We start from the raw sequence: 25,297 nt of genomic DNA, 5'->3' as shown, positions 1-25,297 counted from the left end.
CCGCCTCGGGGCATCCGCGGTGTCCCGATGTGCCTCCCGCGCCGCGGGGCGGCGGTCCGGCGGGAGCCCGGGGCGGGGCGGCGAGGGACGGCAGCCGGAGGTGGGGCTGGCCCAGAACAGCGCGATCCGCCGCAGGAGCGCCATCCGCGGCGGACATCACGGAGGATGGTCCGTAGCATCTACACCTATGGAGGACCAGCCCGGCGCGGCGCGGCACGGCGTCCCCGGCGGAGCGGAGCCGCCGGAGCGGCGGCCGGCGCCGCGTCCGCCGGGTGTGCGGGTCGGGCACGTCCGCGGTGCCCCGATCTTCGTCTCACCGCTGGCCGTGGTCTTCGCGGCGCTGATCGCGTCCCTGCTCATCGACCGGATCCGACGGCACCTGGCGGTCGACGCGACCGACGGGCAGGTGGTCGCGCTGGCCCTGCTCATCTCGGTGGGGTTCGTCCTGTCACTGCTCGCGCACGAGATCGGCCACGCGCTGACCGCGCAGCGGTTCGGGCTGCACGTCCGGTCGGTGACCCTGCACGGTTTCGCCGGTTTCACCGAGTTCGAACCAGAACCGCCCACCGCCGGCCGTGAGTTCCTGATCGCCTTCGCCGGGCCCGCCGTCAACGGGGTGATCGGCGGGGTGTGCTTCCTCGGTCTGCTGGCCGTGTCGGATCACGGCAGCCTCGGGACGGTGCTCCTCTACCTCGGAGCCGCCAACGTTGCGCTGTTCGTCCTCAACCTGGCGCCGGGCCTGCCCCTCGACGGCGGGCGGGTCGTCGTCGCGGTGGTGTGGGCCGTGGGGCACGACAAGCTGCGCGGGCTGCGGGCCGGCGCCTACGGCGGCTTCGCCGTGGCCGGCGGGCTGGCGGTCGCGGGCGCGCGGGCGGGCTCCGGCGGCGGCTTCGCCGCGCTCTACTGGTACGTCCTGGCCGGTTTCGTGGCGTTCGGGGCGTATCAGTCGCTGCGCTCGGCGAAGGTCCGCGAGCGGCTGCCCGGGCTGTCGGCGGGCCGGCTCGCCCGCCGCACCCTGCCGGTGGAGGCCACGGTCCCGCTCGGCGAGGCACTGCGCCGGGCCCAGGAGGTGGGCGCGACGGCCGTCGCGGTGATCGACCGGGACGGCACCCCCCTGAAGATCATGAATGGCGTCTCCGTCGACGCCCTGCCGGAGCACCGCCGGCCCTGGATGGCGGTGGACGAGGTCAGCCGGAGCATCGGCCCGGGGATGACCCTGCAGGCCGAGCTCGAGGGCGAGGACCTGCTGGCGGCCGTCCAGCGGACCCCCGCCGCGGAGTACCTCGTGGTCCAGCGCGGCCGGCCGGTCGGCGTGCTGGCCATGGTCGATCTCGTGGCCAGGATCGACCCGGCGGCCGCGGCCCGTATGGTCTCCCATCGGTGACGTTCGTCCACCGCTGACGGCCGCCGGGCTCGGCCCGGCCCCGACACGCCCGGGCGCGCGCCACCCGCACGCCCCGTGCGACCAGCTTCCCGCGGACAGGGCGCGCGCCGGCCGTGCACCGGCCTCCGGGCGCGCGCCGAGAGGACAACAAGATCAGTACTGACCCGACCACGCCGGACGCGGTCGCGCCCCGCCCGCCCCTGCCGGACCTCCGGGACCCCACGGATCCCACCGATTACCCGAACCTGCCGGATCCGCCGGATCTCACGGGGCGCCCGGAGCTCGCGGCGGCCACCCCGGCTCCGTCCGCGCTTCAGGAATCGGACGTACCCGCGCCGGACACGTCCGAGGAACCGCCGACCGAGGTACCCGAGGTACCCGAGGTACCCGAGGCACTCGAGGTGCCGGGGCCGACCGGAGCGGCCCGGCGCCGCGGAACCTTCACCAAGGGGGACCGCGTCCAGCTGACGGACCCCAAGGGCCGGCGGCACACAGTCGTCCTCGAGCCGGGCCGGCAGTTCCACACCCACCGGGGGGCGATTCCGCACGACGACCTGCTCGGCCGGCCCGAGGGTGTCGTCGTGAGCAGCACCGGGGGCACCGACTACCTGGCCCTGCGACCGCTGCTGGCCGACTTCGTGCTGTCGATGCCGCGGGGCGCGACCGTCGTCTACCCGAAGGACGCGGCGCAGATCGTCATGTACGCCGACGTCTTCCCTGGCGCGCGGGTGCTGGAGGCCGGTGCCGGCTCGGGCGCGCTGTCCTGCGCCCTGCTCCGTGCCGTGGGGGACGGCGGCCGGCTGGTCTCGTACGAGCGGCGTCCCGACTTCGCGGAGGTCGCCCGGCGCAACATCGAGACCTTCTTCGGCGGACCGCATCCGGCTCACACGCTGCATGTCGGTGAACTGGCCGAGTCCACCGAGCGGGGCATGGACCGAGTGATCCTCGACATGCTCGCGCCGTGGGACGTGCTGGCCGTCGCCGCGGCGGCGCTCGTCCCCGGCGGCGTGCTGTGCGCCTACGTCGCCACCACCACCCAGCTGTCCCGGACGGTCGAGGGGCTGCGGGAGTTCGGCTGCTTCGCGGAGCCCGCGGCGTGGGAGACGATGATGCGAGACTGGCACGTCGAGGGCCTCGCCGTGCGCCCCGGTCACCGCATGGTCGGGCACACCGGCTTCCTGGTGACGGCGCGCCGGCTGGCGGACGGCGTCACCGCCCCGCCGCGGCGACGGCGCCCGGCCAAGGGCTCCTATCCGGAGGCCGCCCCCGCCGACCGCCCGGCCGACCCGGCCGCCGCCGCCGACCCGGCCGCCGCCGACGGAGACATCGCCACCGACGGCTGACGCGGCGCCGGCGCGTGGCCGGCCCAGGAGCCGGACCCCCACCCCCACCCGTGGGGGCCCGGCGGGGGCGCCGGGGTGGGGGAACTCAGTCCTGCGGGCCGCCGATCTCCAGGGTCCCGTCCGGGCGCTCGACGTAGATGCAGGTGCCGGGGCACTGCTCGGCGGCGTCGCGGATCTCGGTGAGCAGCGGCAGCGGGACGGGCACGTGGGTCCCGGGTGTGGTCTGAAGCTCACCGTCGGGGTTCTTCACATAGGCGAGGCCGTCGATGTCGAACTCGAACACCGAGGGTGCATACTGGACGCACAGACCGTCGCCGGTGCAGGAGTCCTGGTCGATGCGGACCCGGAGTCCGGGCGAATCGCCCGGCTTCGTTGGTGTTGCCACAGGGCTCCGATCTTCTGTCACCATGGCACCGTAACCCGCTGTTTACGGCAAACCTGGGTCGTCCTCGCGCGACCGGCCTGCCAGCGGCGGTCACAACGGTAGTGTGGGTGCGTCCCGGTCAGCACGGGGGAGGTGGAGGCGCGGTGTCCGGTCCCCGTTCGGGCTCTGGCTCCGGTGGGAGCACGGGTCGTCCTGGTGACGCCGATTCTCAACGGTCGGCGTACGAGAAGGAAGTACACGAACTCACGACTCAGGTCACCTTCCTGGAGGAAGAAGTGGCCATGCTGCGGCGGAGACTGTCTGAATCGCCCCGACAGGTACGTGTCCTGGAGGAGCGACTAGCCCAGGCACAGGTGGAGCTACAAACCGCCACTGGGCAGAACGACAAGCTCGTCGCCACCCTTCGGGAGGCACGTGACCAGATCATCTCGTTGAAGGAGGAGGTCGACCGGCTCGCGCAACCGCCGAGCGGGTACGGCGTCTTCATCCGCGGCTACGACGACGGCACGGTCGACGTGTTCACGCAGGGCAGAAAGCTCCGTGTGACCTTGTCGCCGAACGTCGAGGCCGACGACCTGCAGCCCGGTCAGGAGGTCATGCTCAACGAGGCGCTCAACGTCGTGGAGATTCGCGCGTTCGAGCGGCAGGGCGAGATCGTCCTGCTCAAGGAGGTCCTCGAGAGCGGTGACCGGGCGCTGGTGATCGGGCACACCGACGAGGAACGGGTCGTCATGCTGGCCCAGCCACTCCTCGACGGTCCGATCCGAGCCGGCGACTCGCTCCTCATCGAGCCTCGGTCGGGGTACGCCTTCGAGCGGATCCCCAAGTCCGAGGTCGAGGAGCTGGTCCTCGAAGAGGTTCCCGACATCGGCTACGAGCAGATCGGCGGGCTCAAGGGCCAGATCGAGTCGATTCGCGACGCGGTCGAGCTGCCGTTCCTCTACAAGGAACTGTTCCTGGAGCACAAGCTCAAGCCACCGAAGGGCGTGCTGCTCTACGGCCCGCCCGGCTGTGGCAAGACACTGATCGCCAAGGCCGTGGCGAACTCCCTGGCCAAGAAGGTCGAGGCCCAGACGGGCCAGGGCTCGGGCCGGGCCTTCTTCCTCAACATCAAGGGCCCGGAGCTGCTCAACAAGTACGTCGGTGAGACCGAGCGGCAGATCCGGCTGGTGTTCCAGCGGGCGCGCGAGAAGGCGTCCGAGGGCATGCCGGTGATCGTGTTCTTCGATGAGATGGACTCGATCTTCCGGACCCGTGGCTCGGGTGTCTCCTCGGACGTGGAGAACACGATCGTCCCGCAGCTGCTCAGCGAGATCGACGGCGTCGAGCAGCTCGAGAACGTGATCGTGATCGGCGCGTCCAACCGAGAGGACATGATCGACCCGGCGATCCTGCGGCCGGGTCGGCTCGACGTGAAGATCAAGGTCGAGCGTCCGGACGCCGAAGCGGCCAAGGACATCTTCGCCAAGTACGTCATTCCCGAGCTCCCGCTGCACGCCGACGACCTCGCCGAGCACGGAGGCAACCGGGAGGCGACCTGCCAGGGCATGATCCAGCGGGTCGTCGAGCGGATGTACGCCGAGAGCGAGGAGAACCGCTTCCTCGAGGTCACCTACGCCAACGGTGACAAGGAGGTCCTGTACTTCAAGGACTTCAACTCGGGCGCGATGATCGAGAACATCGTGGCCCGGGCGAAGAAGATGGCGGTGAAGGACCTCATCGAGAGCAAGGTCCGCGGCCTACGCATGCAGCACCTGCTGTCGGCGTGCCTGGACGAGTTCAAGGAGAACGAGGACCTGCCGAACACCACGAACCCGGACGACTGGGCCCGGATCTCCGGCAAGAAGGGTGAGCGGATCGTCTACATCCGCACACTCGTCACCGGAACCAAGGGCACTGAGGCCGGTCGGTCGATCGACACCATCGCGAACACCGGCCAGTACCTGTAGGTCGTTCGCGGGGCGGGGGCCAGCCGGCCCACCGCCCGCTGTGGTCGCCACGCGGCGGCCGTCTCGGCGACGAGGCGGCCGCCGCGTCGTGGTTTCACCTGCCCGGAAGTCCCCGGCCGATCGGATCCGCCCGGTCGGGTGGTCCCTCGAGCGGTGGCCTCTCGAGTGTTGAGTAGCCAAGATAGTCAACGACGTTGACGTCGATCCTGGACAATTCTGATCTTCAGGATGGATCTTTGGTGAAGTCTCCCGCGGTCGCTGTGAGAAGACGGACACGAGGTCCGGCGACCGCCGGACAGGAGGGTGCCCGGCGCGTCGCCGATCGGCCGAAGGCCGGCGCCCGCGGCGCTCCCGGCGTGGCGGGGGCGGTTTCCCGGCTTTCCCGGAGCTGCCCGGCAAGAGGTTCAGAACGACCAAGGGCGGCGTCCGGCCGACCCGGCGGCCCGCCAGCACCTACGCTGGCAGAGTGAGCGTGCGCCGGATCATGGGGACCGAGACCGAATACGGCGTGTCCGTGCCCGGTCAACCCAACACAAACCAGATGCTGGCTTCCTCGTTGGTCGTGAACTCCTACGCCAACAGGGCCGCCACCGGGGGCAGTCGAGCCCGGTGGGACTTCGAGGAGGAGTCCCCCCTGCGAGACGCCCGCGGCTTCGAGCTGCCCAGAGAGCCGGTGGTCGATCCAGGCGCGCCCGCGAACGAGGACGACCTCGGGCTGGCCAACGTCATCCTGACCAACGGCGCGCGCTTCTACGTCGATCATGCGCACCCCGAGTTCTCCACCCCCGAGGTGACGAACCCGCGCGACATCGTCCTGTGGGACAAGGCGGGCGAGCGGGTGATGGCCGAGGCGGCCCGCCGTGCGCTGACGGTCCCCGGCACGATGCCCGTGCACCTGTACAAGAACAACACCGACAACAAGGGTGTCTCCTACGGCTGCCATGAGAACTACCTCATGGCGCGGTCGACCCCGTTCGGGGAGATCGTGCGGCACCTGACGCCGTTCTTCGTCTCCCGCCAGGTGGTCTGCGGCGCCGGCCGGGTCGGTATCGGCGTCGACGGGCGGGAGTCCGGGTTCCAGATCAGCCAGCGCTCGGACTTCTTCGAGGTCGAGGTCGGGCTGGAGACCACCCTCAAGCGTCCCATCATCAACACCCGGGACGAGCCCCACGCCGACCCGGAGAAGTACCGGCGCCTCCATGTGATCATCGGTGACGCCAACATGAGTGAGATCGCCACCTACCTCAAGGTGGGGACGACCTCGCTCGTCCTGGCGATGATCGAGGAGGGCTGGCTCCAGGTCGACCTGTCGGTGGACGCGCCGGTCGCGACGCTGCGGGCGATCTCCCACGACCCCTCGCTGCGGTATCTGCTGACCTTGCGCGACGGCCGGAAGATGACCGCCGTGCAGCTCCAGATGGAGTACTTCGAGCAGGCCCGCAAGTTCGTCGAGGACCGGCTCGGCACGAACGTCGACCCGCAGACGGCCGACGTGCTCTCCCGGTGGGAGTCGGTGCTCGGGCGCCTCGAGGTCGACCCGATGACCTGTTCGCGGGAGCTCGACTGGGTGGCCAAGCTGTCGATCCTGGAGGGCTACCGCTCCCGCGACGCCCTGGCGTGGGACTCGCCGCGGCTGCAGCTCGTCGATCTCCAGTACCACGACGTGCGGCCGGAGAAGGGTCTCTACAACCGCCTGGTGGCCCGTGGCCGCTTCGACCTCCTCCTGAGTGAGGAGGAGGTCACCAGGGCGATGACGGAGCCTCCGGAGGACACCAGGGCCTACTTCCGGGGGCGCTGCCTGGAGCTCTACCCGCAGCAGGTGGCGGCCGCGTCCTGGGACTCGGTCATCTTCGACATCGGGCGGGACTCGTTGCAGCGGGTGCCGACCCTTGAGCCGCTGCGTGGCACCAAGGCGCACGTGGGCGAGCTGCTCGCCCGCTGCCGCACCGCCGCCGACCTGGTGGACGCGCTGTCGGGCAAGTGACAGCCGGTGGGGCCTGCGAGTGGTCCTCGGTGACCTTCGCGTCGGTACGGCGCGAAGTGTCGGCGTGCGGGCGGCACCACCATCGACCAGCACATTTTGCGCCCTCGGCGGACGAGGCGACGGCGTCGGGTGTTCGTGATGGAGTGGACCTCGTACCGATCCACCGGAAGCAGTCGGCGGAGCGGGATAGTGTCGCCCCAGGCGATCGAAGGAGGCTCCCATGGCCCAGAGGGACACCGGTGGCGGGCAGCAGCGCACCGGCCGCCGCGATGACGAGACCGCCGAGGCCGAGGTTGAGGAATCGGGCGCCTCGGATCTCAAGGAAAGGCACGAGAAGCTCTCGGAGGACGTTGACTCCCTTCTCGACGAAATCGACGACGTTCTCGAGGAGAACGCCGAGGAGTTCGTGAAGGGGTACGTCCAGAAGGGCGGTCAGTAGGGTCTGACCTCCCCGCGGTCGGTTCGGCCGGACGAGCGGTGTGCGCCCGTCCGGCCGGTCGCCGGGGGAGTCGGCGCGGCGATCTGCCGCGCAGGCCCCGCCGCCGACGCGTGCCCGGGCCGTGACCTGGATCGCGGCGCCCAACGCGCGTGCGCACGCCCCCACGGCCACCCTGCCGGCCCGGCACGTGGCATGTTGTGCATCACCCGGAGCCTTGGGCTGGGCCGCCTCGGACCATCCTGGGCTGCCGGCTCACGATCGACTATCTGAAGGGGGATGCGTGCCTGATCCAACGGGTGTCGCCGGGCGTCTACCGTCTGTGTTCATGACACCGGGAACGTCGTCGTTCACCGATTTCCTGTCCGTCGCGGCTCCGGACCTGCTTCCGGGCGCCCGGGGTCCGTTGCCCGCTCCGGTGACCGATGCGGCTCACGGCACCACCATCGTGGCCGTGACGTTCCCCGGTGGCGTGATCATGGCCGGCGACCGCCGCGCGACGCAGGGGCACATGATCGCTCAGCGTGATGTCGAGAAGGTCCATCACGCGGACGAGTTCTCCTGTGTCGGTTATGCCGGCACGGCCGGTGTGGGTGCCGAGCTGATCCGGCTGTTCCAGGTCGAGCTCGAGCACTACGAGAAGATCGAGGGCTCCACGCTGAGCCTGGACGCGAAGGCCAACCGGCTCGCGTTCATGGTCAAGGGGAACCTGGGCATGGCCATGCAGGGCCTCGCGGTCATCCCGCTGTTCGCCGGCTTCGACACCGAGACCGGTGAGGGGCGGATCTTCTCCTACGACATCGCCGCGGCGAAGTCCGAGGAGCGCACCTACGAGTCGATCGGGTCGGGCTCGGTGTTCGCCCGCGGTTCGCTGAAGAAGCGTTTCCGGGCCAACCACACCCAGGATGACGCGGTCCGGATCAGTGTCGAGGCGCTCTACGACGCCGCCGACGACGACTCGGCGACCGGTGGGCCGGACCTCATCCGCAAGCTGTACCCGATCGTCGCCTCGGTGACCGCGGACGGATACCGTCGCCTCACCGACGACGAGGTCGGCCCGGTGGTCGATTCGATCATCGCCGACCGCACGCAGAACTCAGGAGGCTGACGTGACCATGCCGTTCGGCTACGCGAGTCCCGAACAGCAGGTCCGGGACAAGTCCGAGTACGCGCGCAAGGGCATCGCGCGCGGCCGGAGCGTGGTCGTCCTCACCTACGTCGACGGCATCCTGTTCGTCGCCGAGAACCCGTCGACGACCCTGCACAAGATCAGTGAGATGTACGACCGCATCGGCTTCGCCGCGGTGGGGAAGTACAACGAGTTCGAGAACCTCCGTACGGCCGGTATCCGGATCATGGACACCCGTGGGTACATGTACGACCGGCGGGATGTCACGAGCCGGGCGCTCGCGAACGCCTACGCGCAGACCCTCGGTGCGATCTTCACGGAGAGCATCAAGCCCTACGAGGTGGAGATCGTCGTCGCCGAGGTGGGGCTCACCGCCGCGGATGACCAGATCTTCCGGCTTACCTACGACGGTTCGATCGCCGACGAGCGTGGCTTCATCGCGATCGGCGGTCAGTCCGAGCAGGTGCTGACGTCGTTGCGGGAGCACCACACGGAGGGCCAGCCGCTCGCCACCGCGCTGCGGGTGGCGGTGGACGCGCTCACCGCCGGTGCGCCCCCCGGGGCGCAGAACGGGGAGCGCACGCTGACGGCAGGGAACCTCGAGGTCGCGATGCTCGACCGCAAGCGGTCCCGGCGGCTGTTCAAGCGGATCGTCGGCAGCCAGCTCGACGGGCTGCTGGAGGAGACGGCGGCGTCCGCGTCCTGAAAGTCCGGTCCGTGGCCTTTCCGTAGGTCTCAGGTGCCTGCGGAAGGGCCACGCGACGCCCGGTAAGCCTCGCTTGGCGACGCCTGACGCCGCCGTGGCGCGGTACCGCCCGTTTCGCCTGGTCGAGCCGGGCGCTCAGCGGGGTCGTAGTACTCCGCCCACCAGCCGCTGCCGGGCTGTTCGGACGTCGCCGCCACGCCACGCCACGGCGTGGCGTGGCGGCGAAGCCCATGATGTACGCCGCGCCGTCCGACCGGCCGAGGTCGAAGGCGCCGTCCGACCCGGCGGACTGGCGTGGCAGGCCCTCGTGCGACACCCAGAACATCCCAGTGATCTTCCCGGTAGTGGCCCCGTACGGTACCGCGACCGCGACCGTGGGTGTGGTCAGGACGGGCGCACACGCCCGTCGAGGAAGGCGAGGGTGCGCTGCCAGGCGTCGGCCGCCGGTCCGGGGCGGTGGACGGTGGCTCGATCGTGGCTGTGGAAGGCGTGGCCGGCTCCCGGGTAGCTGATCAGCTCCGTCGGCTGTCCCGAGCGGGCGGCGGCGGCCCGCAGGCCGGTGACGTCCGCCATGGGGATCATGGTGTCCTGCTCGCCGTAGAGACCCAGCCAGGGCCCGCGCAGCGACGGTGCGACCTCGAGCAGTGCCGGTACGCCCGGCCACGCCGGGGAGCTGACGGCCCCGCCGTAGAACGACACGGCCCCGGCCAGCGGCGTCCTCGTCGCGGTGAACAGCGCGACGGTGCCGCCCATGCAGAAGCCCACGATCGCCGTCTGCCCGGGCCCGAACCCCGCGTCGGCCAGGTGTCCCACGCAGTTGTCGACGTCGGCGGAGATCCCGGCGCCGGTCAGCGTCGCCATCTGCGGCAGCGCGCCGGCCCACGAGTCCGCGGGGTCGACCTCGGCGATGCCGTCCCGGTGGTAGAGGTGCGGCGTGATCGCCAGGTAGCCCGCCTCGGCGAGCTCGTCGCAGACGGACAGGAGGTAGGGGGTGATCCCGCGGGCGTCCTGGATCACGATGACGCCACCGCGGGGCGGGTCGTCGGCGGCGGGCGCGATCACGGTTGCCGGCGTGCGGCCGCGGGCGGACACGTCGGTCCGCAGGTGACGGGTGCGCTGCTCGTTCGTCTCGGCTGTCATGACCGCCATCTTTCCCCCGGATTACCGGTCCCATCACCATCCGGGCCGGGCGCGCGCGGGCCGGGCCACCTCCGGGTACCCGCGGGCCGGGGGTCCTCTCGGGAGAACGGTCCGGTACGCCGGGGAGCCGTGGTTCGCCGGGTAGTGCCCGCGGTGGAGCGCGCCGGGCGCGGTGGGTGCTCTGGGCCGGACACGCCGTCTGCGGTTCGCCACCGGGCCGTCGCACCGTGGTCTGCGCGACGCTGCACGTCGCTCACCTTCGGTGTCTGAACGGCGACGGGTTCCGGTGATCGTAGTGGAGGGCCGATGGAGCTGACAGCGGTACGCGGGCACTGGCACCGTCTACGAACAGCGGTGGGGCGCCGCGCCGGGCCTTCGCGTCCCACCGGGCCTTCGCGTCTCGCCGGGCCCGGGCGCCGTACGGCGGTGACGGTCGTCGGGATGTCCATCCTGCTTGGTCTCGTCGTCTGTCTTTATGGCTCGACGGTGACCTCGGTGCGTCCTCGTGGTCTGCCGGTGGTGGTCGCCGGTCAGCCGCAGGCGGTGCGGGCCCTCACGGACGCGGTCGACCGGATGTCGCCGGGCGCCCTGCGGATCGGTGTGGTCGCGGACGCCGCCGCGGCGGACCGGGCGCTGCGCGATCGGAAGGCCTACGCCGCGTTCGTCTTCACCGATGACGGGTTCGCGTTGCGTCTCGCGTCGGCGGCGAGCCCCGCGGTGGCCGAGGCGCTGGTCCGTGGGATGGCGGTGACGTTTCCCGATCTGCGGATCCCCGTGGTCGACGTCGTGCCGAACGCCCCCGCCGATCATCAGGGCGGTGGGGTGGCGGCCAGTTACCTGCCGCTGGTGCTGATCGCGGCGGCTACGGGGGTACTGCTGGCGCGGGTGGCGCGGACGAGGCAGGCCCGTCTTGGCGGCCTCGTCGGCTTCATGGTGGCCGCCGGGGTGGCCGGCACCCTGGCCCTCGGTGGGGGTCTGGACGTGCTGCCCGACACGTTCGGGAGCAGCGTGGTCGTGCTGGCGATGGTCGCCGGGGCGGTGGTGGCGCCGGTCCTCGGGCTGGGTGTGGTGGCCGGGACGCGTGGGCTGGTCGCCGCCGTCGGTGTGACCGTGGTCGGTGCGGCGCTGTGCGGGGCGTCGTCGGCGCCGGAGATGCTGCCGACGCCGTGGGGTGGCCTGGGCCAGCTGCTGCCGCCCGGAGCGGGGGTGACCCTGCTGCGGTCCACCCTGTACTTCGACGGTGCCGGTGGCGGCCGTGCGGCGGCCGTGCTCGCGGTCTGGGCGGTGGCCGGGATCGCGGTGGTGCTGCTTGTGCGGGAGCGGGCGGGTGGCGCCGGGGCGATCCCAGCCGGGGCGATTCCGGCTGGGACGCCTGCCGTGGCGGTGGAATCCGAGGTGCCCGCGGGGCTGGTCGTGCGTCCCCGGGAGGCTGCCGCTGAGACCAGCCCGAGCGTCTCCCCACGCGAAGGCGGGTTCCGAGCATAGGGTCGGTCTCGTGGATCGCCGCATCTTCGGGCTGGAGAACGAGTACGGCGTCACCTGCGTGTTCCGCGGGCAGCGAAGGCTGTCTCCGGACGAGGTGGCCCGTTACCTGTTCCGACGCGTCGTGTCCTGGGGTCGTAGCAGCAACGTCTTCCTCAAGAACGGTGCCCGGCTCTATCTGGACGTCGGCAGCCATCCGGAGTACGCCACCCCCGAGTGCGACTCGGTGCCGGATCTGGTGACGCACGACAAGGCGGGCGAGCGGATCCTCGAGGGCCTGCTCGTCGAGGCGGAGCGCCGGCTGCGCGAAGAGGGCATCGCCGGTGACATCCACCTGTTCAAGAACAACACCGACTCGGCGGGGAACAGCTACGGCTGCCACGAGAACTATCTGGTGGGGCGGCACGGCGAGTTCAGCCGCCTCGCGGACGTGCTGGTGCCGTTCCTGGTCAGCCGGCAGATCCTGTGCGGGGCGGGCAAGGTGCTGCAGACCCCGCGCGGTGCGGTGTACTGCATCTCCCAGCGTGCCGAGCACATCTGGGAGTCGGTGTCGTCGGCGACGACCCGCTCGCGTCCGATCATCAACACCCGTGACGAGCCGCACGCGGACGCCGAGCGTTTCCGCCGGCTGCACGTCATCGTCGGTGACTCGAACATGAGCGAGACGACGATGCTGCTCAAGCTGGGGTCCACCGACCTGGTGCTGCGGATGATCGAGGCGGGGGTGGTCCTGCGGGACATGTCGCTGGAGAACCCGATCCGGGCGATCCGCGAGGTGTCGCACGACATGACCTGCCAGCGTCGGATCAAGCTGGCGAACGGCCGTGAGGTGAGCGCGCTGGACATCCAGCGCGAGTACTACTCGAAGGCGGTCGAGTTCGTCGAGCGCCGTGGTGGGGACGCGGTGGCGAAGCGGGTCCTCGACCTGTGGGGCCGCACGCTGCTGGCGATCGAGACCGAGGATCTGGAGCTGGTCGCCCGGGAGATCGACTGGGTGACGAAGTTCGTGCTCATCGATCGTTTCCGGCTCAAGCACGGGCTGTCGCTGGCGTCGCCGCGGGTGGCCGAGCTCGACCTGAAGTACCACGACATCCACCGGGACCGCGGGCTCTACTACCGGATGGAGCGGGCCGGGCTGGTGGAGCGGGTCACCCGTGACCTGGACATCTTCGAGGCGAAGTCGGTGCCGCCGCAGACCACCCGGGCGCGGCTGCGCGGGGAGTTCATCAAGCGGGCGCAGGAGAAGCGGCGTGACTTCACCGTCGACTGGGTGCATCTCAAGCTCAACGACCAGGCACAGCGCACGGTGCTGTGCAAGGACCCGTTCCGGTCGGTGGACGACCGCGTCGACAAGCTGATCGCGAGCATGTAGGCCGCGCCGGGCCGTACCGGCCCGGTGTCGTGCTGGTGCGCGGGGGTGTGTCCTCTACAGTCTGACGTCACAGGTTCAGGCAGCTCGAGCGCGTGGTGCCGGCCGGCGGCCCCGCGTGCCGCGGTGGCGGTGCCGCGCTGTATCCAGAGGATCTTTGCTTCCGTGATCTCTTCGTTTCGTGGTGTCGTCGCCCGCCGTCGTCTGCGGCTGGCCGCTCTTGTTCTCCCCGCCGTGCTGCTGGTGCCGATCGCCGGGTGCAACTCGGCGGACGTGCCCGACGGCACGGCCGCGGCGCCGGTCCCGTCCGCCGCGGCGGACGCCGGTGCGCGGGTGGGTGGCCCGCCGGCGGTCGAGAACGCCGTGGACCTCACCCAGAAGCCCGTCGCCGCGGCGGGTGAGGGTGTGGCCCCGGCCGATCTGGTCACCCGGGATCTGGTGACCGGTGAGGGCGCGGCGGCCAGCGCGACGAGCACCGTCAAGATCCAGTATGTCGGCACCATCTGGAAGACCGGCAAGGAGTTCGACTCGAGCTGGAGCCGGGGTGCGGCGGACACGTTCTCGCTGCTGCGGACGGTTCCCGGTTTCGGTCAGGGCATCGACGGGATGAAGGCGGGTGGCCGGCGGCTGATCGTGATCCCGCCGGCGCTCGGCTACGGGCCGATGGGTGGCCAGGCGCCGGTCATCGCGGCCGACGACTCGTTGGTGTTCGTCGTCGACCTGCTCGAGGTCGTGCCGGACGGTGCCGAGGAGGGCACGTCACAGGGCACGGCGGATCCGGGGTCCGGGTCTTTGTGACGCGTGGCGGCACCGTTCCGGCCGGGTAGGCCCTGGCCGGGACGGGTCGCGGTCGCCGTGGCCCGGTCGGGGGCGGCGGGGCGGTTACCGCGTTGACGCCGTGTGCGGCTAGCCTCATCCGATGTGTCCCGGCGACGGCTGGAGCGTCTGCTCAACCTGACGATGTGCCTCATGGCGACATCGCGGTTCCTCACCGTGTCCCAGATCGGGGAGATGGTGGAGGGGTATGACCCGGGGGAGTCGGAGGACTCCCAGGAGGCCTACCGGCGCATGTTCGAGCGCGACAAGCAGTATCTGCGCGAGCTGGGTATCCCGGTCGAGACCGGGCAGGATTCGGCGTTCAGTGACGAGCTCGGCTACCGCATCCGCCGCGGTGACTACGCGCTCGGGGAGATCTCCCTTGATCCGGACGAGTTCGCGGCGCTCGCGTTGGCCGCCTCGTTGTGGTCGAGCGCGACCCTGGCGGCGCCGGCGGCGAGCGCGCTGCGCAAGCTGGCCGCCGCCGGTGCCCCGGTGCGTCCCACCGGGCTGGGTGGGGCTGATCCGCTGGCGGGATCCCCCTCGGCGCTGGGGCCTGGCGGGTTCGAGGGTTTCGAGCCGCGGGTCGACACGGCCGAGCCGGCCTTCGAGGCGGCGCTCGCCGCCGTGCAGGCCGGCCGGGCGGTGCGCTTCCCGTACCGGCGTCCCGGGCAGACCGGGGACACCGAGCGGCATGTGCAGCCGTGGGGGGTGTTGTCCTGGCGGGGCCGCTGGTATCTGGTCGGGCATGATCTTCGGCGGGCCGCGCCGCGGGTGTTCCGGCTTTCCCGGGTGACCGGTGTGGTGCGGGCGGTCGGTCCGCCCGGTGCGTTCACCGTGCCGGCCGATGTCGATCTGCGGGCGATGGTCTCCTCGACGGAGCCCCCCGATCACACCCGTACCGCGCTGCTGCGGGTCCGGCGGGGGTGTGGGCACGCGTTGCGCCGCCGGGCCCGTCCGGCGCGGGTGCCGGAGGAGGATCCGTCGGTGGGCCCGGTGCCGGACACCGACCTGCTGAGCATCGACTTCTCCGACGTGGAGCGGTTCGCCCACTGGATCGTCGGCTACGGGCCTGATGTGACCGTGCTCGGTCCCGCCGACCTGCGGGCCGAGGTCATCCGCCGGCTGCGGGCCACGTTGGAGGCGACGGCGCCCGAGCGGGGCGTCGGGCCCGCCGGCAGGCTGGCGAGGACCGGGCCGCGGTGAGCGGTTCGACCGACCGGTTCAGCCGGCTGCTGGCTCTCGTGCCCTGGCTGCGGGCCCATCCCGGGGTCTCGCTCGAGGCCGCCGCCGCGGAGTTCGAGGTCACGGTGCGCCAGCTGCGTGACGATCTCGACCTGCTGTTCGTCTGCGGGCTGCCCGGTGGCGCGCCCGGTGACCTCATCGATGTCAGCTACTCCGGTGACCAGGTGACCGTCGTCGATCCGCAGACGCTGGACCGGCCGCTGCGGCTGTCGGCGGACGAGGCCACGGCGCTGCTCGTCGCCGCCCGGGCGTTGACCGACGTGCGTGGGCTGGCTGGGCGTGAGGCGCTGGACCGGGCGCTGCGCAAGGTGGAGGACGCGGTCGGTAACGAGCCGGCCCGGCATGTGCGGGTCGCGCTCGACGCCCACGACGAGGTGCTCGCCGTCCTGCAGGGGGCGATCCGGGACCGTCGGCGTGTCCGGTTGCGGTATCTGGTGTGGTCGCGGGATGAGATGACGGTGCGTGACGTCGACCCGATGCGGGTGCTGGTCCGGGCCGGGCACTGGTATCTGGAGGGCTGGTGCCATCGGGCGGCGGCGGTGCGGCTGTTCCGGCTCGACCGGATCGACGGCCGTGGTGGTGCCGTCGTGCTGGACGTCGTCGCGCAGCCACCGCCGGCGGCGACGCCGCGTGACACCGCGGACGGTGTGTACCGGCCGGGGCCGGATGACATCCCGGTGCGTCTCGATCTGGAGCCGGCGGCCCGCTGGGTCGTCGACTACTACCCGGTCTCCGATGTGTGTGAGCTGCCCGACGGGGGGGTGTCGGTGCTGCTGCGGGTCTCGGAGCTGTCGTGGCTGAACCGGCTGGTTCTGGGGCTGGGGGCGCAGGTGCGGCGGGTGGAGCCGGCGTCGGTGGCCGCGCGGGTCCATGAGCTGGCGGGCCGGGCCCTCGCCGCCTACGGCGAGCAGCCCGTAGGGTGATCGGTGTGCTGCTGCTGTTCGCTCACCTCGTGCTCACCGTCGGTTCGCTCGGCGTGCTCGTGCTGTGCGCGTTGCGGCTGTGGGGCAAGGTCCGCGCGACGAGGAACGCCGCGACGGATCTCAAGGACCACGCGGCCGAGCTGGCGACGAAGGCCGCGGAGCTGGCGGGGCGGTTGGAGTCGGCGCAGGTCGCCGACCGGTTGGCGAGCCGGGCCGGCTGAGTCCGCGCGCCTTCGGGCCGGATGTGAACCGGGCGACAGTCGCTGTCCGATGTGGTGAGATGACTGATCATCTCCACGTTGCGTACACGTCACCTGTGGGATACCCGGTTACGGTCTATCCCCTCCTAGGCTGACCGACGTAGCATCGATCGCGACCGGTCTCCCGACCGGACCGGCAATCGGAGGACGCCTGCCATGCCAAACCTGGGCACGACCGAGATCATCATCATCGCGCTGGTTGTTCTGGTGCTCTTCGGGTCGAAGAAGCTGCCGGACGCGGCGCGTTCCTTCGGCCGGTCGCTGCGTATCTTCAAGGCGGAGACGAAGGGTCTGCGCGACGACGACACCGCGAGCCCGGCGCCGGCCGCCCCGGCCGCGCAGCCCGTCGCCCCGCTTCCGATCGAGAGCCGTCCCGCTGCCGCTCCGGCCGCGGCCGGTCCGAGCGCGGCTGGCCCGTCGGTCAACGGTGTGGCTCCGGTCGAGGCCGAGCGGCACTGACCGTCCCGCACTGACCGTCCCGCACTGACCGTCCCTCGCGGGGAGGAGCTTCGCGGGTGGGCGGTGCTCTCCGCCCTGGGTGCCCGGTGGGTGCCCGGTGGGGGGCGTGGCTGTGATGGTGGGCCGTTTCGCTCATCGCCTGTGTTTGTCGTCCCGTCAGGTCGGCCATCCCGTCAGGTCGACCGTTCCCGTCGTGCGTCGTCCCGATCGAGCAGGAGCCTCAGCCCGTGCCACGGTTGCCCAACCCGCGCAGGCTCGCCACGTCTGTGCACCAGCGGCGCACACGCACGGTCGAGGACAGCCGGATGCCCCTGACCGAGCACCTGCGTGAGCTGCGGAACCGGATGGCCAAGGCGTTGATCGCCTTCGCCGTCGCCACGATCGTCTGCTTCATCGTCGAACCGAACATTTTCCAGTGGTTGATCGATCCGTACTGCGCGCTGCCCGCGGACAAGCGTGGTGACTTCAGTAGCGGTGACGGTTCGTGCCGCCTGTACTTCTTCGGCATTCTCGACGCCTTCACGATCCGACTGAAGATCTCGATGATCTCCGGGGCGGTGTTCTCGGCGCCGGTCTGGCTCTACCAGCTGTGGTCCTTCATCACCCCGGGGCTGCATCGTCACGAGCGCCGGTGGTCGCTGACGTTCGTCTGTTCGTCGCTGGTGCTGTTCGCCGCCGGTGGCTTCTTCGCCTATGTCACGCTCGAGACCGGCCTGAACTTCCTGCTGGGTTTCGGTGGGGACGGCCTCGTCAGCATCCTCGACGGCAGCAAGTACCTCAGCTATGTCATCGCGATGCTGCTCGTGTTCGGGCTGTCGTTCGAGGTGCCGCTGCTGGTCACGATGCTCAACCTCGCCGGTCTCGTCTCCACGGCGAAACTGCGTTCCTGGCGGCGGGCCGAGATCTTCCTCGTGTTCGTCTTCGCGGCGGTGGTGACGCCGAGCCAGGATCCGTTCACGATGCTCGCGCTGGGCCTGCCGATGGTCATCCTCTACGAGGTCGCGTTGATCATCGGGTGGCTCAACGACCGGCGCAAGGTCCGGCGGGGGGACACGTCCCCCTACGCCGGTCTGGGTGACGACGAGACCTCCTCCCTCGACTTCGACGAGTCCGCGGGCGAGCGGGTCCCCCCGGTGCCGCGTACCGCCGACCCGCGGGCTGCCGCGCAGGGCGACGCGGTCGTGGCCGGAGCCTCCGGCGCGGCGGCGGCCGACGGCTCCCACGGCGATATCACCTGAGCGCCGTAACCCGGGTCCTGCGCTGCTCCCGGGCAGCGTAGGGTGAGCTTCGTGTCCTCCGCGCCCGGAGCCGTCGAGGAGTTCGCGGCCCGGTACCCGTTCGGGCTCGACCCGTTCCAGTCCGAGGCGGTCGCGGCACTCGCCCAGGGCGAGGGTGTTCTCGTCGCCGCGCCGACGGGCGCCGGTAAGACCGTCGTGGGTGAGTTCGCCGCCCACCTGGCGTTGGCGACCGGCACCCGCTGCTTCTACACCACCCCGATCAAGGCCCTGTCGAACCAGAAGTACGCCGACCTGGCCGCTCGGTACGGCGCGGCGTCGATCGGCCTGCTGACCGGTGACACCTCGCGCAACGGGGACGCCCCGGTGGTCGTGATGACCACCGAGGTCCTGCGCAACATGCTTTACACCGAGGCCGCGGGCAGCGCCCGGCTGGACTCCCTGGGCTACGTCGTGATGGACGAGGTCCACTACCTCGCCGATCGTCAGCGTGGCGCGGTCTGGGAGGAGGTGATCATTCACCTGCCCCAGCATGTGCGGCTCGTCTCGCTGTCGGCGACGGTCAGCAACGCGGAGGAGTTCGCCGAGTGGCTGGTCACCGTCCGCGGGCACACCCGGGTGATCGTCAGTGAGCACCGTCCGGTGCCGCTGTTCCAGCATGTCCTCGCCGACCGGACGTTGCACGACCTGTTCGTCGATCAGCCGTCCGGGCTGGATCCGGGTGTCCCGGCGTTCTCGCGGCGTGGCCCGGGGCCGAACGGGCGGGGTACCGCCCCGGGGTCCGTCGGAGGCGCCACCTCCGGCGGCCGGCCCGGTGCCCGCGGCGCTGAGGCCCGTGCCGGTGAGATCCGTGCCGGTGACGCTCGGGCCGGTGACCTCGCCGGTGCCGGTGCGGTGGCCGGGGGGCGCGCGGTCAACCCGGACCTGCTCCGGGTCGCCCGGGAGGAGTCCCGCGCGGTGTACGAACGCGGCCGCGGGCCCCGCTCGTCGCGGCCGGGCCGGTCCGGCGGTGGGAACGGGGAGGGGCGGCGGCGCTCCGGGCCGCCGAACCGGCCCGACGTCATCGTCCGGCTCGACCGCGCCGGGCTGCTGCCCGCGATCCTGTTCGTGTTCAGCCGGGTCGGTTGCGACGCCGCGGTGACGTCCTGCATCCAGGCGGGGCTGCGGCTGACCTCCCCCGAGCAGCAGCGTGAGATCCGGGAGCACGTGCGGGCCCGCACGGCCGGGGTGCCCCAGGCCGACCTCGCCGTCCTGGGCTACTGGCAGTGGCTCGAGGGGCTGGAGCGGGGCATCGCCGCGCATCACGCCGGCATGCTGCCCACCTTCAAGGAGGTGGTGGAGGAGCTGTTCGTGCGCGGGCTCGTCCGCGCGGTGTTCGCCACCGAGACCCTGGCGCTCGGGATCAACATGCCCGCGCGCACCGTCGTCCTGGAACGGCTCACCAAGTTCAACGGCCAGACCCGGGCGGACATCACGCCCGGGGAGTACACCCAGCTCACCGGGCGGGCCGGGCGGCGCGGGATCGACGTCGAGGGCCACGCCGTCGTGCTGTGGCAGCCCGGGCTGGACCCGCTCGCCCTCGCCGGCCTCGCCTCCACCCGGACCTATCCGCTGAAGTCGTCGTTCCGGCCGTCGTACAACATGGCGGTCAACCTTGTCGGGCGGCTCGGTGCCGAGCGGGCGCGTACCGTCCTGGAGTCGTCGTTCGCCCAGTTCCAGGCGGACAAGGGTGTCGTCGGTATCGCCCGCGCGGTGCGCCGTAACCAGGCGGCGATCGAGGAGCTGACCGCGGCCCTGGAGTGCGACCGCGGTTCGGTCATCGAGTACGACGAGCTGCGCCGCGGGATCCGGGACCGTGAGGCCGACCTGTCCCGGGCGGGGACGGCGCGCCGCCAGTCCGAGGTCGCCGCGGCGCTGGCGAAGCTGCGCAGCGGTGATGTGGTCCGGGTGCCGGCGGGCCGGCGCGGTGGGCTTGTCGTGGTGCTCGACGCCGGTGTCGAGGGGGCCTCGGCGGAGGGGCCGCGCCCGGTCGTGCTCACCGAGGACCGTCAGGTCCGGCGCCTGTCCATGATCGATTTTCCGGTGGCTGTCGAACCGTTGGCCCGGGTCCGCATCCCGAAGTCGTTCAATCAGCGTTCGCCGCAGGCACGCCGGGACCTGGCCTCGTCGTTGCGTAACATCCGGCTGCCGGAGGAGCCCGGCCGCCGGGAGCGGGCGCGTTCGCTGGCCGCGGACGACGCCGAGCTGGCCAGGCTGCGTCGCGCGATGCGGGCCCATCCCGTGCACGACTGCCCGCAGCGGGAGGCGCACCTGCGTTCGGCGGAGCGCGTCGACCGGCTGCGCCGGGAGACGGCCGGGCTTGAGCGCAAGGTCGAGGGGCGCACGAACACGGTGGCCCGGACCTTCGACCGGGTCCGGGACACCCTCGCCGAGCTCGGGTACCTCGCCGCCGGTGGTGACTCCGTCACCGGCGCGGGCGCGATGCTGGCGCGGATCTACACCGAGCAGGACCTGCAGGTCGCCGAATGCCTGCGCACCGGGGTGTGGGAGGGGCTGCCCCCGCCCGCGCTGGCCGCCGCGGTCTCGACGCTGGTCTTCGAACCGCGCGGTGACGACGTCGCCGCGCCGACGATCCCCGGTGGGGCCGTGCTGCGCGACGCCCTCGCGGACATGGCGGGTGTGTACACCCGGCTGAGCGCCGCGGAGGACCATCACCGGCTCGGGTTCCTGCGCCCGCCCGACCTCGGTTTCGTGGCGGTCGCGCACGGCTGGGCGTGCGGGCGTGGGCTGGAGCAGGTCCTCGAGGACGCCGGCGCGGACCTGACGGCCGGGGACTTCGTCCGCTGGATGCGTCAGCTCATCGACCTGCTGGACCAGATCGCGCAGGTCGCTCCGCCCTACGCGGCGAAGGCGGCCGCCGGGCCGGCCGAGGTCCCGGCGCCGGCTTCGGACGGGCCGGTACCGCGGGAGCGCCCCGACGCCGACGGGATCCTCGGCGTCGGGCGGGCCGCCCGGGCGGCGATGGACGCGATCCGCCGCGGCGTGGTCGCGTACTCGATGTCCGTGTGAGACCGGGCCCGGGTGGGTCCCGCCCGGTGTGCCGGGCGGGACCGGCATGCCGCGCTGGGCGGTGGGCGGGGATGTGACCGGTGAAACTCGCTGTTGACGGTGACTTCAACAACCTCGTAGCCTGTCGAAGCTAGTCGTGATGTTGACAGGAAGCCGGTGAGAGTCCGGCACGGCCGCGCCACTGTGATCGGCTGGAACATTGTCGTTTCCAAGCCGCGAGTCAGACCCGTTTCGTCGCGAATCCACCAGCCGGACGCGTGATCCCTGGGAGGTCTTCGCATGCCCGACTCCGCTTCTTCTTCGCCCGCCGCCACGCCGCTCGCCGGCGGCACCGCCCGTCCCCTGCCGTTGCCTCTTCCGCTGCGTGACATCGTCCCGTGGGCGGTGCTTGTCGGCGCGCTGATGCTGCTGGGCATCTACTTCGTCGGGTCCGAGGAGGGGGCGTTCTCCCTCGTCGGCGGAACCTGGGTGCACGAGTTCGTGCACGACGGCCGGCATCTGCTGGGTTTCCCCTGCCACTGACCGGTCGTCCCGGAGAACTCTCTCCGGCCTACGGCGGAGGCCGTTTCCCATGATGCGCAGGCTGCTTGTCTTTGGCATGCTCGCAGGTTTCTTCGCCGGTCTGCTGGCTTTCGGGTTCGCGTCGATCACCGGCGAACCCCAGGTGGACGCCTCGATCGCGATCGAGGAGGCGTCGGCGCCCCCGCCCGCTCCCGGTGAACACGCCGAGGAGGAGGTCGTCTCCCGGAGCACCCAGAAGGGTCTGGGTCTCGCGGTCGCGACCGGGGTGTACGGCGTCGCGATCGGCGGGCTGTTCGCGATCGCGTGCGCCCTCGCCTACGGTCGCATCGGCACCGGCGGGATGCGGCCCACCGCCGCGGTGGTCGCGGTGACCGGTTTCGTCGCGGTCGCCGTGGTGCCGTTCCTGAAATACCCGGCGAACCCGCCGGCGGTCGGCAACCCGGACACGATCGACCGGCGGACCGGCCTCTACGTGGTGATGGTCCTGGTGGCGGTGCTCGCCGCGCTGATCGCGGCCCAGGTCGGCCGGCTGGTCTCGGCCCGTCTCGGGACCTGGAACGCCGCGCTCGCGGCGGCGGCGGTGTTCGTCGTGCTGGTGAGCGTGGCCGCGGTCGTCATGCCGGTGATCAACGAGGTGCCGGCGTCGTTCCCGGCGGAGCTGCTGTGGCGGTTCCGGCTGGCGTCGCTGGGCACCCAGGCGGTGCTGTGGGCGACGCTCGGACTGGTGTTCGGGCCGCTCGCCCACCGGGTACTGAGCCCGGCGCCGGCACCGGCCCGTGAGGCCGGCACTGCCGCCCGCGCGGAGGAGACCCGCGCCGCCAGCCAGGCCCCTGCGCCGTCGGCCGGGTGAGCCGCGCCCGCACGGTGGGTCTCGTCCTCGGCGCCGTTCTCGACATGGTGCTCGCCGACCCTGCCCGCGGCCATCCCGTGGCCGGGTTCGGGCGGGTCGCCGGCGGTCTCGAACGGGCCGTGCACCGCGACAGCCGGCTGGTCGGCGCGGCGTACGCCACGGTCCTCGTCGCCGGCCCGGCGGCCGTGGCCGCCGGCGCCGAACGGGCGCTGGCCGGGCGGCGCCCGGGACGGCGCGCGGCGCTGGCCCGGGTGGGCCTGACCGCCGTCACCACCTGGACGGTGCTCGGCGGCACGTCGCTGCGCCGGCAGGGCCGGGCGCTCGGCGGTGAGCTGCGACGCCGTGATCTGCGCGCGGCCCGCCGGCGGCTGCCGTCGCTGTGCGGGCGGGACCCGTCGGTCCTCGACGCCGGTGGGCTCGCGCGCGCCGGGGTGGAGTCGGTGGCGGAGAACACCTCCGACGCCGTCGTCGCCCCGCTGTTGTGGGGGGCTGTCGCCGGGCTGCCCGGGCTGGTGGCCTACCGGGCGGCGAACACCCTCGACGCGATGGTCGGCTACCGCGACGCCCGGCACGGCCGGTTCGGGTGGGCCGCGGCCCGCACCGACGACGTGGCGAACCTGCTGCCGGCCCGGCTGTGCGCGCTGCTCACCTGCGGGTGCGCGCCGCTGGTCGGTGGTTCCCCGGCGGAGGCGTTCCGGGTGATGCGCCGCGACGGCCGGTCGCATCCGAGCCCGAACGCCGGGATGGTCGAGGCGGCGTTCGCCGGTGCGCTCGGCCTGCGTCTCGGGGGTGAGCTGCGGTATCCGCACGGGGTCGAGCGGCGTCCCGAGCTGGGGTCCGGGCGTCCGGCCGAGGTCGGTGACCTGGCGGCGGCGGCCCGGCTGTCCGGCGCGGTCAGCGCGGCCTCGGTCGTGGTGTGCGCCGGCGCGGCCATCGCCCTCGGCGCGGCGCGGGCGCGCCGGGCACCGCGATGACCCGGCCAGGGGCGGGCGGGGCGCTGCTGGTGGCGGGAACCGCCTCGGACGCGGGGAAAAGCGTCCTGACCGCCGGCCTGTGCCGCTGGCTGGCCCGCGAGGGGGTGCGCGTCGCGCCGTTCAAGGCCCAGAACATGGCGTTGAACTCGGTGGTCACCGCCGACGGCGCCGAGATCGGGCGGGCGCAGGCGATGCAGGCCGCCGCGGCCGGGGTGGAGCCCGAGGCCGCGATGAACCCGGTGCTGCTCAAACCGGGATCGGACCGGCACAGCCAGCTGGTCGTGCTCGGTCGTCCCGTCGCCGAGGTCGACGCGCTCGGTTACCGGCCGTACAAGGAGCGGCTGCTGGGCATCGTCCTGGACTGTCTCGCCGACCTGCGTGGCCGGTTCGACGCGGTGATCTGCGAGGGCGCCGGGTCGCCGGCGGAGATCAACCTGCGGGCGACCGACATCGCGAACATGGGCCTGGCGCGGGCGGCGAACCTGCCGGTCCTCGTGGTCGGTGACATCGACCGGGGTGGGGTGTTCGCCGCCCTGTTCGGCACGCTCGCCCTGCTCGACCGGGCCGACCAGGCGCACATCGCCGGCTGGGTGATCAACCGGTTCCGCGGTGACGCGCGGCTGCTCGAACCCGGGCTGCGTCAGCTTGAGGGCCTCACCGGACGTCGGGTCCTCGGGGTACTGCCGTGGCTGCCCGGTCTGTGGCTGGACGTCGAGGACTCCCTGGACCTGCGTTCCCACCCCGACCCCGAGGTGGACGGGTCGGGCGGGCCGGGGGCGGCCGACACCGGCCCGGACCGGCTGCGGGTCGCCGTCGTCCGTTTCCCCCGGCTGTCCAACATCACCGACCTGGACGCGCTGCGTGCCGAGCCGGGGGTCTCCGTGCGGCTGGCGACCACCCCCGACGAGATCGCCGACGTCGACCTGGTCGTGCTGCCCGGGACCCGCGCCACCGTCTCCGACCTGGCGTGGCTGCGTCGCCGCGGGCTGGCCGACGCGCTCGCCGCGCGGGCCGCCGCCGGCCTGCCGACCCTGGGGATCTGCGGTGGCTACCAGATGCTCGGGGTGCGCATCGAGGACGAGATCGAGTCGGGGGCCGGGGAGGTGCCGGGGCTGGGTCTGCTGCCGCTGGTCACCCGGTTCGCCGCCGACAAGGTCCTCGGCCGCCGCGGTGGTGTCAGCGCCGACGGGTATCCGGTGACCGGCTACGAGATCCGCCACGGCCGGCCCACGGTCGACGACGCCCTGCCCGGCCCGGGTGGCGCCGCGGAACCGTTCGCGGTCGACGGCGTGCGCCGCGGCGCCGTGTCCGGCACGAGCTGGCACGGTCTGCTGGAGAACGACGAGTTCCGGCGGGCGTTCCTCACCGGCGTGGCGGCGGCCGCCGGCCGGACGTTCCACCCCGCAGTCACCTGTTTCGCCGATGTTCGGGCGCGCCGCCTGGACGCCCTCGGTGACCTGGTCGCCGACCATCTCGACACCGCGACGGTGCGCGCGCTGCTCGACCGCGGCGCGCCCGCCGGCCTGCCCTTCGTCCCCCCGGGAGCACCCTGAATGCCGAACACACCGCCGGACGGCGTCCCGGCCGAGCCGGGGCCGGCCGCCGACGCGGGGCCGGCCGCCGAACCGGTGCTGGCG

Annotated in this window: 22 protein-coding genes; 20 read left to right on the top strand and 2 right to left on the bottom strand. The window is 72.1% G+C overall.

What is annotated here, in order from left to right:
- Positions 1 to 187 precede the first annotated feature (187 nt).
- Both B056_RS0100260 and B056_RS34610 read left to right on the top strand, forming a co-directional pair.
- Entirely contained in the window at positions 188 to 1,384 is a 1,197-nt protein-coding gene (locus tag B056_RS0100260) for a site-2 protease family protein (RefSeq protein WP_018499891.1), read from the top strand.
- A gap of 401 nt (positions 1,385 to 1,785) precedes the next feature.
- Positions 1,786 to 2,727, top strand: coding sequence for a tRNA (adenine-N1)-methyltransferase (locus B056_RS34610; protein ID WP_076784625.1), 942 nt, complete (start codon positions 1,786 to 1,788; stop codon positions 2,725 to 2,727).
- Between the two features lie 85 nt (positions 2,728 to 2,812).
- Here B056_RS34610 and B056_RS0100250 read toward each other — a convergent pair whose 3' ends face one another.
- A complete protein-coding gene (locus B056_RS0100250) occupies positions 2,813 to 3,136 on the bottom strand; it encodes a ferredoxin (RefSeq protein ID WP_026239158.1) in 324 nt (107 codons plus the stop codon).
- Between the two features lie 119 nt (positions 3,137 to 3,255).
- On the opposite strand from B056_RS0100250, the gene arc reads away from it, so the two are divergent.
- From arc to prcA, 5 genes are all read left to right on the top strand, one after another.
- On the top strand, positions 3,256 to 5,061 hold the full coding sequence (gene arc, locus B056_RS0100245; protein WP_026239157.1) for a proteasome ATPase: 1,806 nt from the start codon (positions 3,256 to 3,258) through the stop codon (positions 5,059 to 5,061).
- 466 nt (positions 5,062 to 5,527) lie between these two features.
- Positions 5,528 to 7,045: a depupylase/deamidase Dop gene (dop, locus tag B056_RS0100240; protein WP_018499887.1), complete on the top strand. Its 1,518-nt coding sequence runs from the start codon at positions 5,528 to 5,530 to the stop codon at positions 7,043 to 7,045.
- A gap of 220 nt (positions 7,046 to 7,265) precedes the next feature.
- A complete protein-coding gene (locus B056_RS0100235) occupies positions 7,266 to 7,484 on the top strand; it encodes a ubiquitin-like protein Pup (RefSeq protein ID WP_018499886.1) in 219 nt (72 codons plus the stop codon).
- Between the two features lie 280 nt (positions 7,485 to 7,764).
- Positions 7,765 to 8,589 (top strand): proteasome subunit beta, encoded by an 825-nt coding sequence (prcB, locus tag B056_RS0100230; RefSeq protein ID WP_026239155.1) that lies wholly within the window; start codon positions 7,765 to 7,767, stop codon positions 8,587 to 8,589.
- A 1-nt stretch (position 8,590) separates the two neighbouring features.
- Complete coding sequence (prcA, locus tag B056_RS0100225) at positions 8,591 to 9,316, top strand: proteasome subunit alpha (protein ID WP_018499884.1); 726 nt, start codon at positions 8,591 to 8,593, stop codon at positions 9,314 to 9,316.
- Positions 9,317 to 9,700: 384 nt separating this feature from the next.
- Here prcA and B056_RS0100220 read toward each other — a convergent pair whose 3' ends face one another.
- Positions 9,701 to 10,465 (bottom strand): dienelactone hydrolase family protein, encoded by a 765-nt coding sequence (locus B056_RS0100220; protein ID WP_018499883.1) that lies wholly within the window; start codon positions 10,463 to 10,465, stop codon positions 9,701 to 9,703.
- 432 nt (positions 10,466 to 10,897) lie between these two features.
- Between B056_RS0100220 and B056_RS0100215 the strand changes: the two genes are divergently transcribed.
- From B056_RS0100215 to B056_RS0100155, 13 genes are all read left to right on the top strand, one after another.
- A complete protein-coding gene (locus tag B056_RS0100215; protein WP_230202746.1) occupies positions 10,898 to 11,941 on the top strand; it encodes an ABC transporter permease in 1,044 nt (347 codons plus the stop codon).
- A gap of 10 nt (positions 11,942 to 11,951) precedes the next feature.
- Positions 11,952 to 13,310, top strand: coding sequence for a Pup--protein ligase (gene pafA / locus B056_RS0100210; RefSeq protein WP_018499881.1), 1,359 nt, complete (start codon positions 11,952 to 11,954; stop codon positions 13,308 to 13,310).
- Between the two features lie 162 nt (positions 13,311 to 13,472).
- Entirely contained in the window at positions 13,473 to 14,105 is a 633-nt protein-coding gene (locus tag B056_RS0100205; protein WP_026239152.1) for an FKBP-type peptidyl-prolyl cis-trans isomerase, read from the top strand.
- Between the two features lie 171 nt (positions 14,106 to 14,276).
- Positions 14,277 to 15,329 carry a helix-turn-helix transcriptional regulator gene (locus B056_RS0100200; protein WP_230202745.1) on the top strand — a complete coding sequence of 351 codons (1,053 nt, stop codon included), beginning with the start codon at positions 14,277 to 14,279 and terminating at the stop codon, positions 15,327 to 15,329.
- A complete protein-coding gene (locus tag B056_RS0100195; protein ID WP_018499878.1) occupies positions 15,326 to 16,291 on the top strand; it encodes a helix-turn-helix transcriptional regulator in 966 nt (321 codons plus the stop codon). Before B056_RS0100200 ends, B056_RS0100195 begins: the two co-directional genes overlap by 4 nt.
- A 5-nt stretch (positions 16,292 to 16,296) precedes the next feature.
- Positions 16,297 to 16,512, top strand: a complete 216-nt coding sequence (locus B056_RS0100190) for a hypothetical protein (RefSeq protein WP_230202744.1) — start codon at positions 16,297 to 16,299, stop codon at positions 16,510 to 16,512.
- A 195-nt stretch (positions 16,513 to 16,707) separates the two neighbouring features.
- Positions 16,708 to 17,010, top strand: a complete 303-nt coding sequence (gene tatA, locus B056_RS0100185) for a Sec-independent protein translocase subunit TatA (RefSeq protein WP_018499876.1) — start codon at positions 16,708 to 16,710, stop codon at positions 17,008 to 17,010.
- Between the two features lie 227 nt (positions 17,011 to 17,237).
- On the top strand, positions 17,238 to 18,248 hold the full coding sequence (gene tatC, locus B056_RS0100180) for a twin-arginine translocase subunit TatC (protein WP_026239151.1): 1,011 nt from the start codon (positions 17,238 to 17,240) through the stop codon (positions 18,246 to 18,248).
- Between the two features lie 51 nt (positions 18,249 to 18,299).
- Entirely contained in the window at positions 18,300 to 21,314 is a 3,015-nt protein-coding gene (locus B056_RS0100175; protein WP_020572234.1) for a DEAD/DEAH box helicase, read from the top strand.
- Between the two features lie 279 nt (positions 21,315 to 21,593).
- Positions 21,594 to 21,836 (top strand): CbtB domain-containing protein, encoded by a 243-nt coding sequence (locus B056_RS0100170; RefSeq protein ID WP_018499873.1) that lies wholly within the window; start codon positions 21,594 to 21,596, stop codon positions 21,834 to 21,836.
- A 49-nt stretch (positions 21,837 to 21,885) separates the two neighbouring features.
- A complete protein-coding gene (locus tag B056_RS0100165; protein ID WP_026239150.1) occupies positions 21,886 to 22,686 on the top strand; it encodes a CbtA family protein in 801 nt (266 codons plus the stop codon).
- Positions 22,687 to 22,730: 44 nt separating this feature from the next.
- Positions 22,731 to 23,660 (top strand): cobalamin biosynthesis protein, encoded by a 930-nt coding sequence (locus tag B056_RS0100160; RefSeq protein ID WP_051105497.1) that lies wholly within the window; start codon positions 22,731 to 22,733, stop codon positions 23,658 to 23,660.
- Positions 23,657 to 25,213: a cobyric acid synthase gene (locus tag B056_RS0100155; protein WP_026239149.1), complete on the top strand. Its 1,557-nt coding sequence runs from the start codon at positions 23,657 to 23,659 to the stop codon at positions 25,211 to 25,213. Before B056_RS0100160 ends, B056_RS0100155 begins: the two co-directional genes overlap by 4 nt.
- Positions 25,214 to 25,297: the final 84 nt, after the last annotated feature.

The organism is Parafrankia discariae, from assembly GCF_000373365.1.
In the GTDB taxonomy this organism is placed as follows: Bacteria; Actinomycetota; Actinomycetes; order Frankiales; family Frankiaceae; genus Parafrankia; species Parafrankia discariae.
The sequence above is the reverse complement of the archived record's forward strand: the minus strand, read 5'-3'. Positions and strand labels throughout refer to the sequence as shown.

Excerpts from the sequence above, each read along its gene's own strand:
- tatA (WP_018499876.1), top strand. The coding sequence starts at position 16,708 with ATGCCAAACCTGGGCACGACCGAGATCATCATCATCGCGCTGGTTGTT.
- B056_RS0100250 (WP_026239158.1), bottom strand. The coding sequence starts at position 3,136 with ATGGTGACAGAAGATCGGAGCCCTGTGGCAACACCAACGAAGCCGGGC.
- B056_RS0100155 (WP_026239149.1), top strand. The coding sequence starts at position 23,657 with ATGACCCGGCCAGGGGCGGGCGGGGCGCTGCTGGTGGCGGGAACCGCC.
- B056_RS0100160 (WP_051105497.1), top strand. The coding sequence starts at position 22,731 with ATGGTGCTCGCCGACCCTGCCCGCGGCCATCCCGTGGCCGGGTTCGGG.
- B056_RS0100215 (WP_230202746.1), top strand. The coding sequence starts at position 10,898 with ATGTCCATCCTGCTTGGTCTCGTCGTCTGTCTTTATGGCTCGACGGTG.
- B056_RS0100220 (WP_018499883.1), bottom strand. The coding sequence starts at position 10,465 with ATGGCGGTCATGACAGCCGAGACGAACGAGCAGCGCACCCGTCACCTG.
- B056_RS0100260 (WP_018499891.1), top strand. The coding sequence starts at position 188 with ATGGAGGACCAGCCCGGCGCGGCGCGGCACGGCGTCCCCGGCGGAGCG.
- B056_RS0100200 (WP_230202745.1), top strand. The coding sequence starts at position 14,277 with ATGGCGACATCGCGGTTCCTCACCGTGTCCCAGATCGGGGAGATGGTG.
- B056_RS0100235 (WP_018499886.1), top strand. The coding sequence starts at position 7,266 with ATGGCCCAGAGGGACACCGGTGGCGGGCAGCAGCGCACCGGCCGCCGC.
- B056_RS0100165 (WP_026239150.1), top strand. The coding sequence starts at position 21,886 with ATGATGCGCAGGCTGCTTGTCTTTGGCATGCTCGCAGGTTTCTTCGCC.
- B056_RS0100170 (WP_018499873.1), top strand. The coding sequence starts at position 21,594 with ATGCCCGACTCCGCTTCTTCTTCGCCCGCCGCCACGCCGCTCGCCGGC.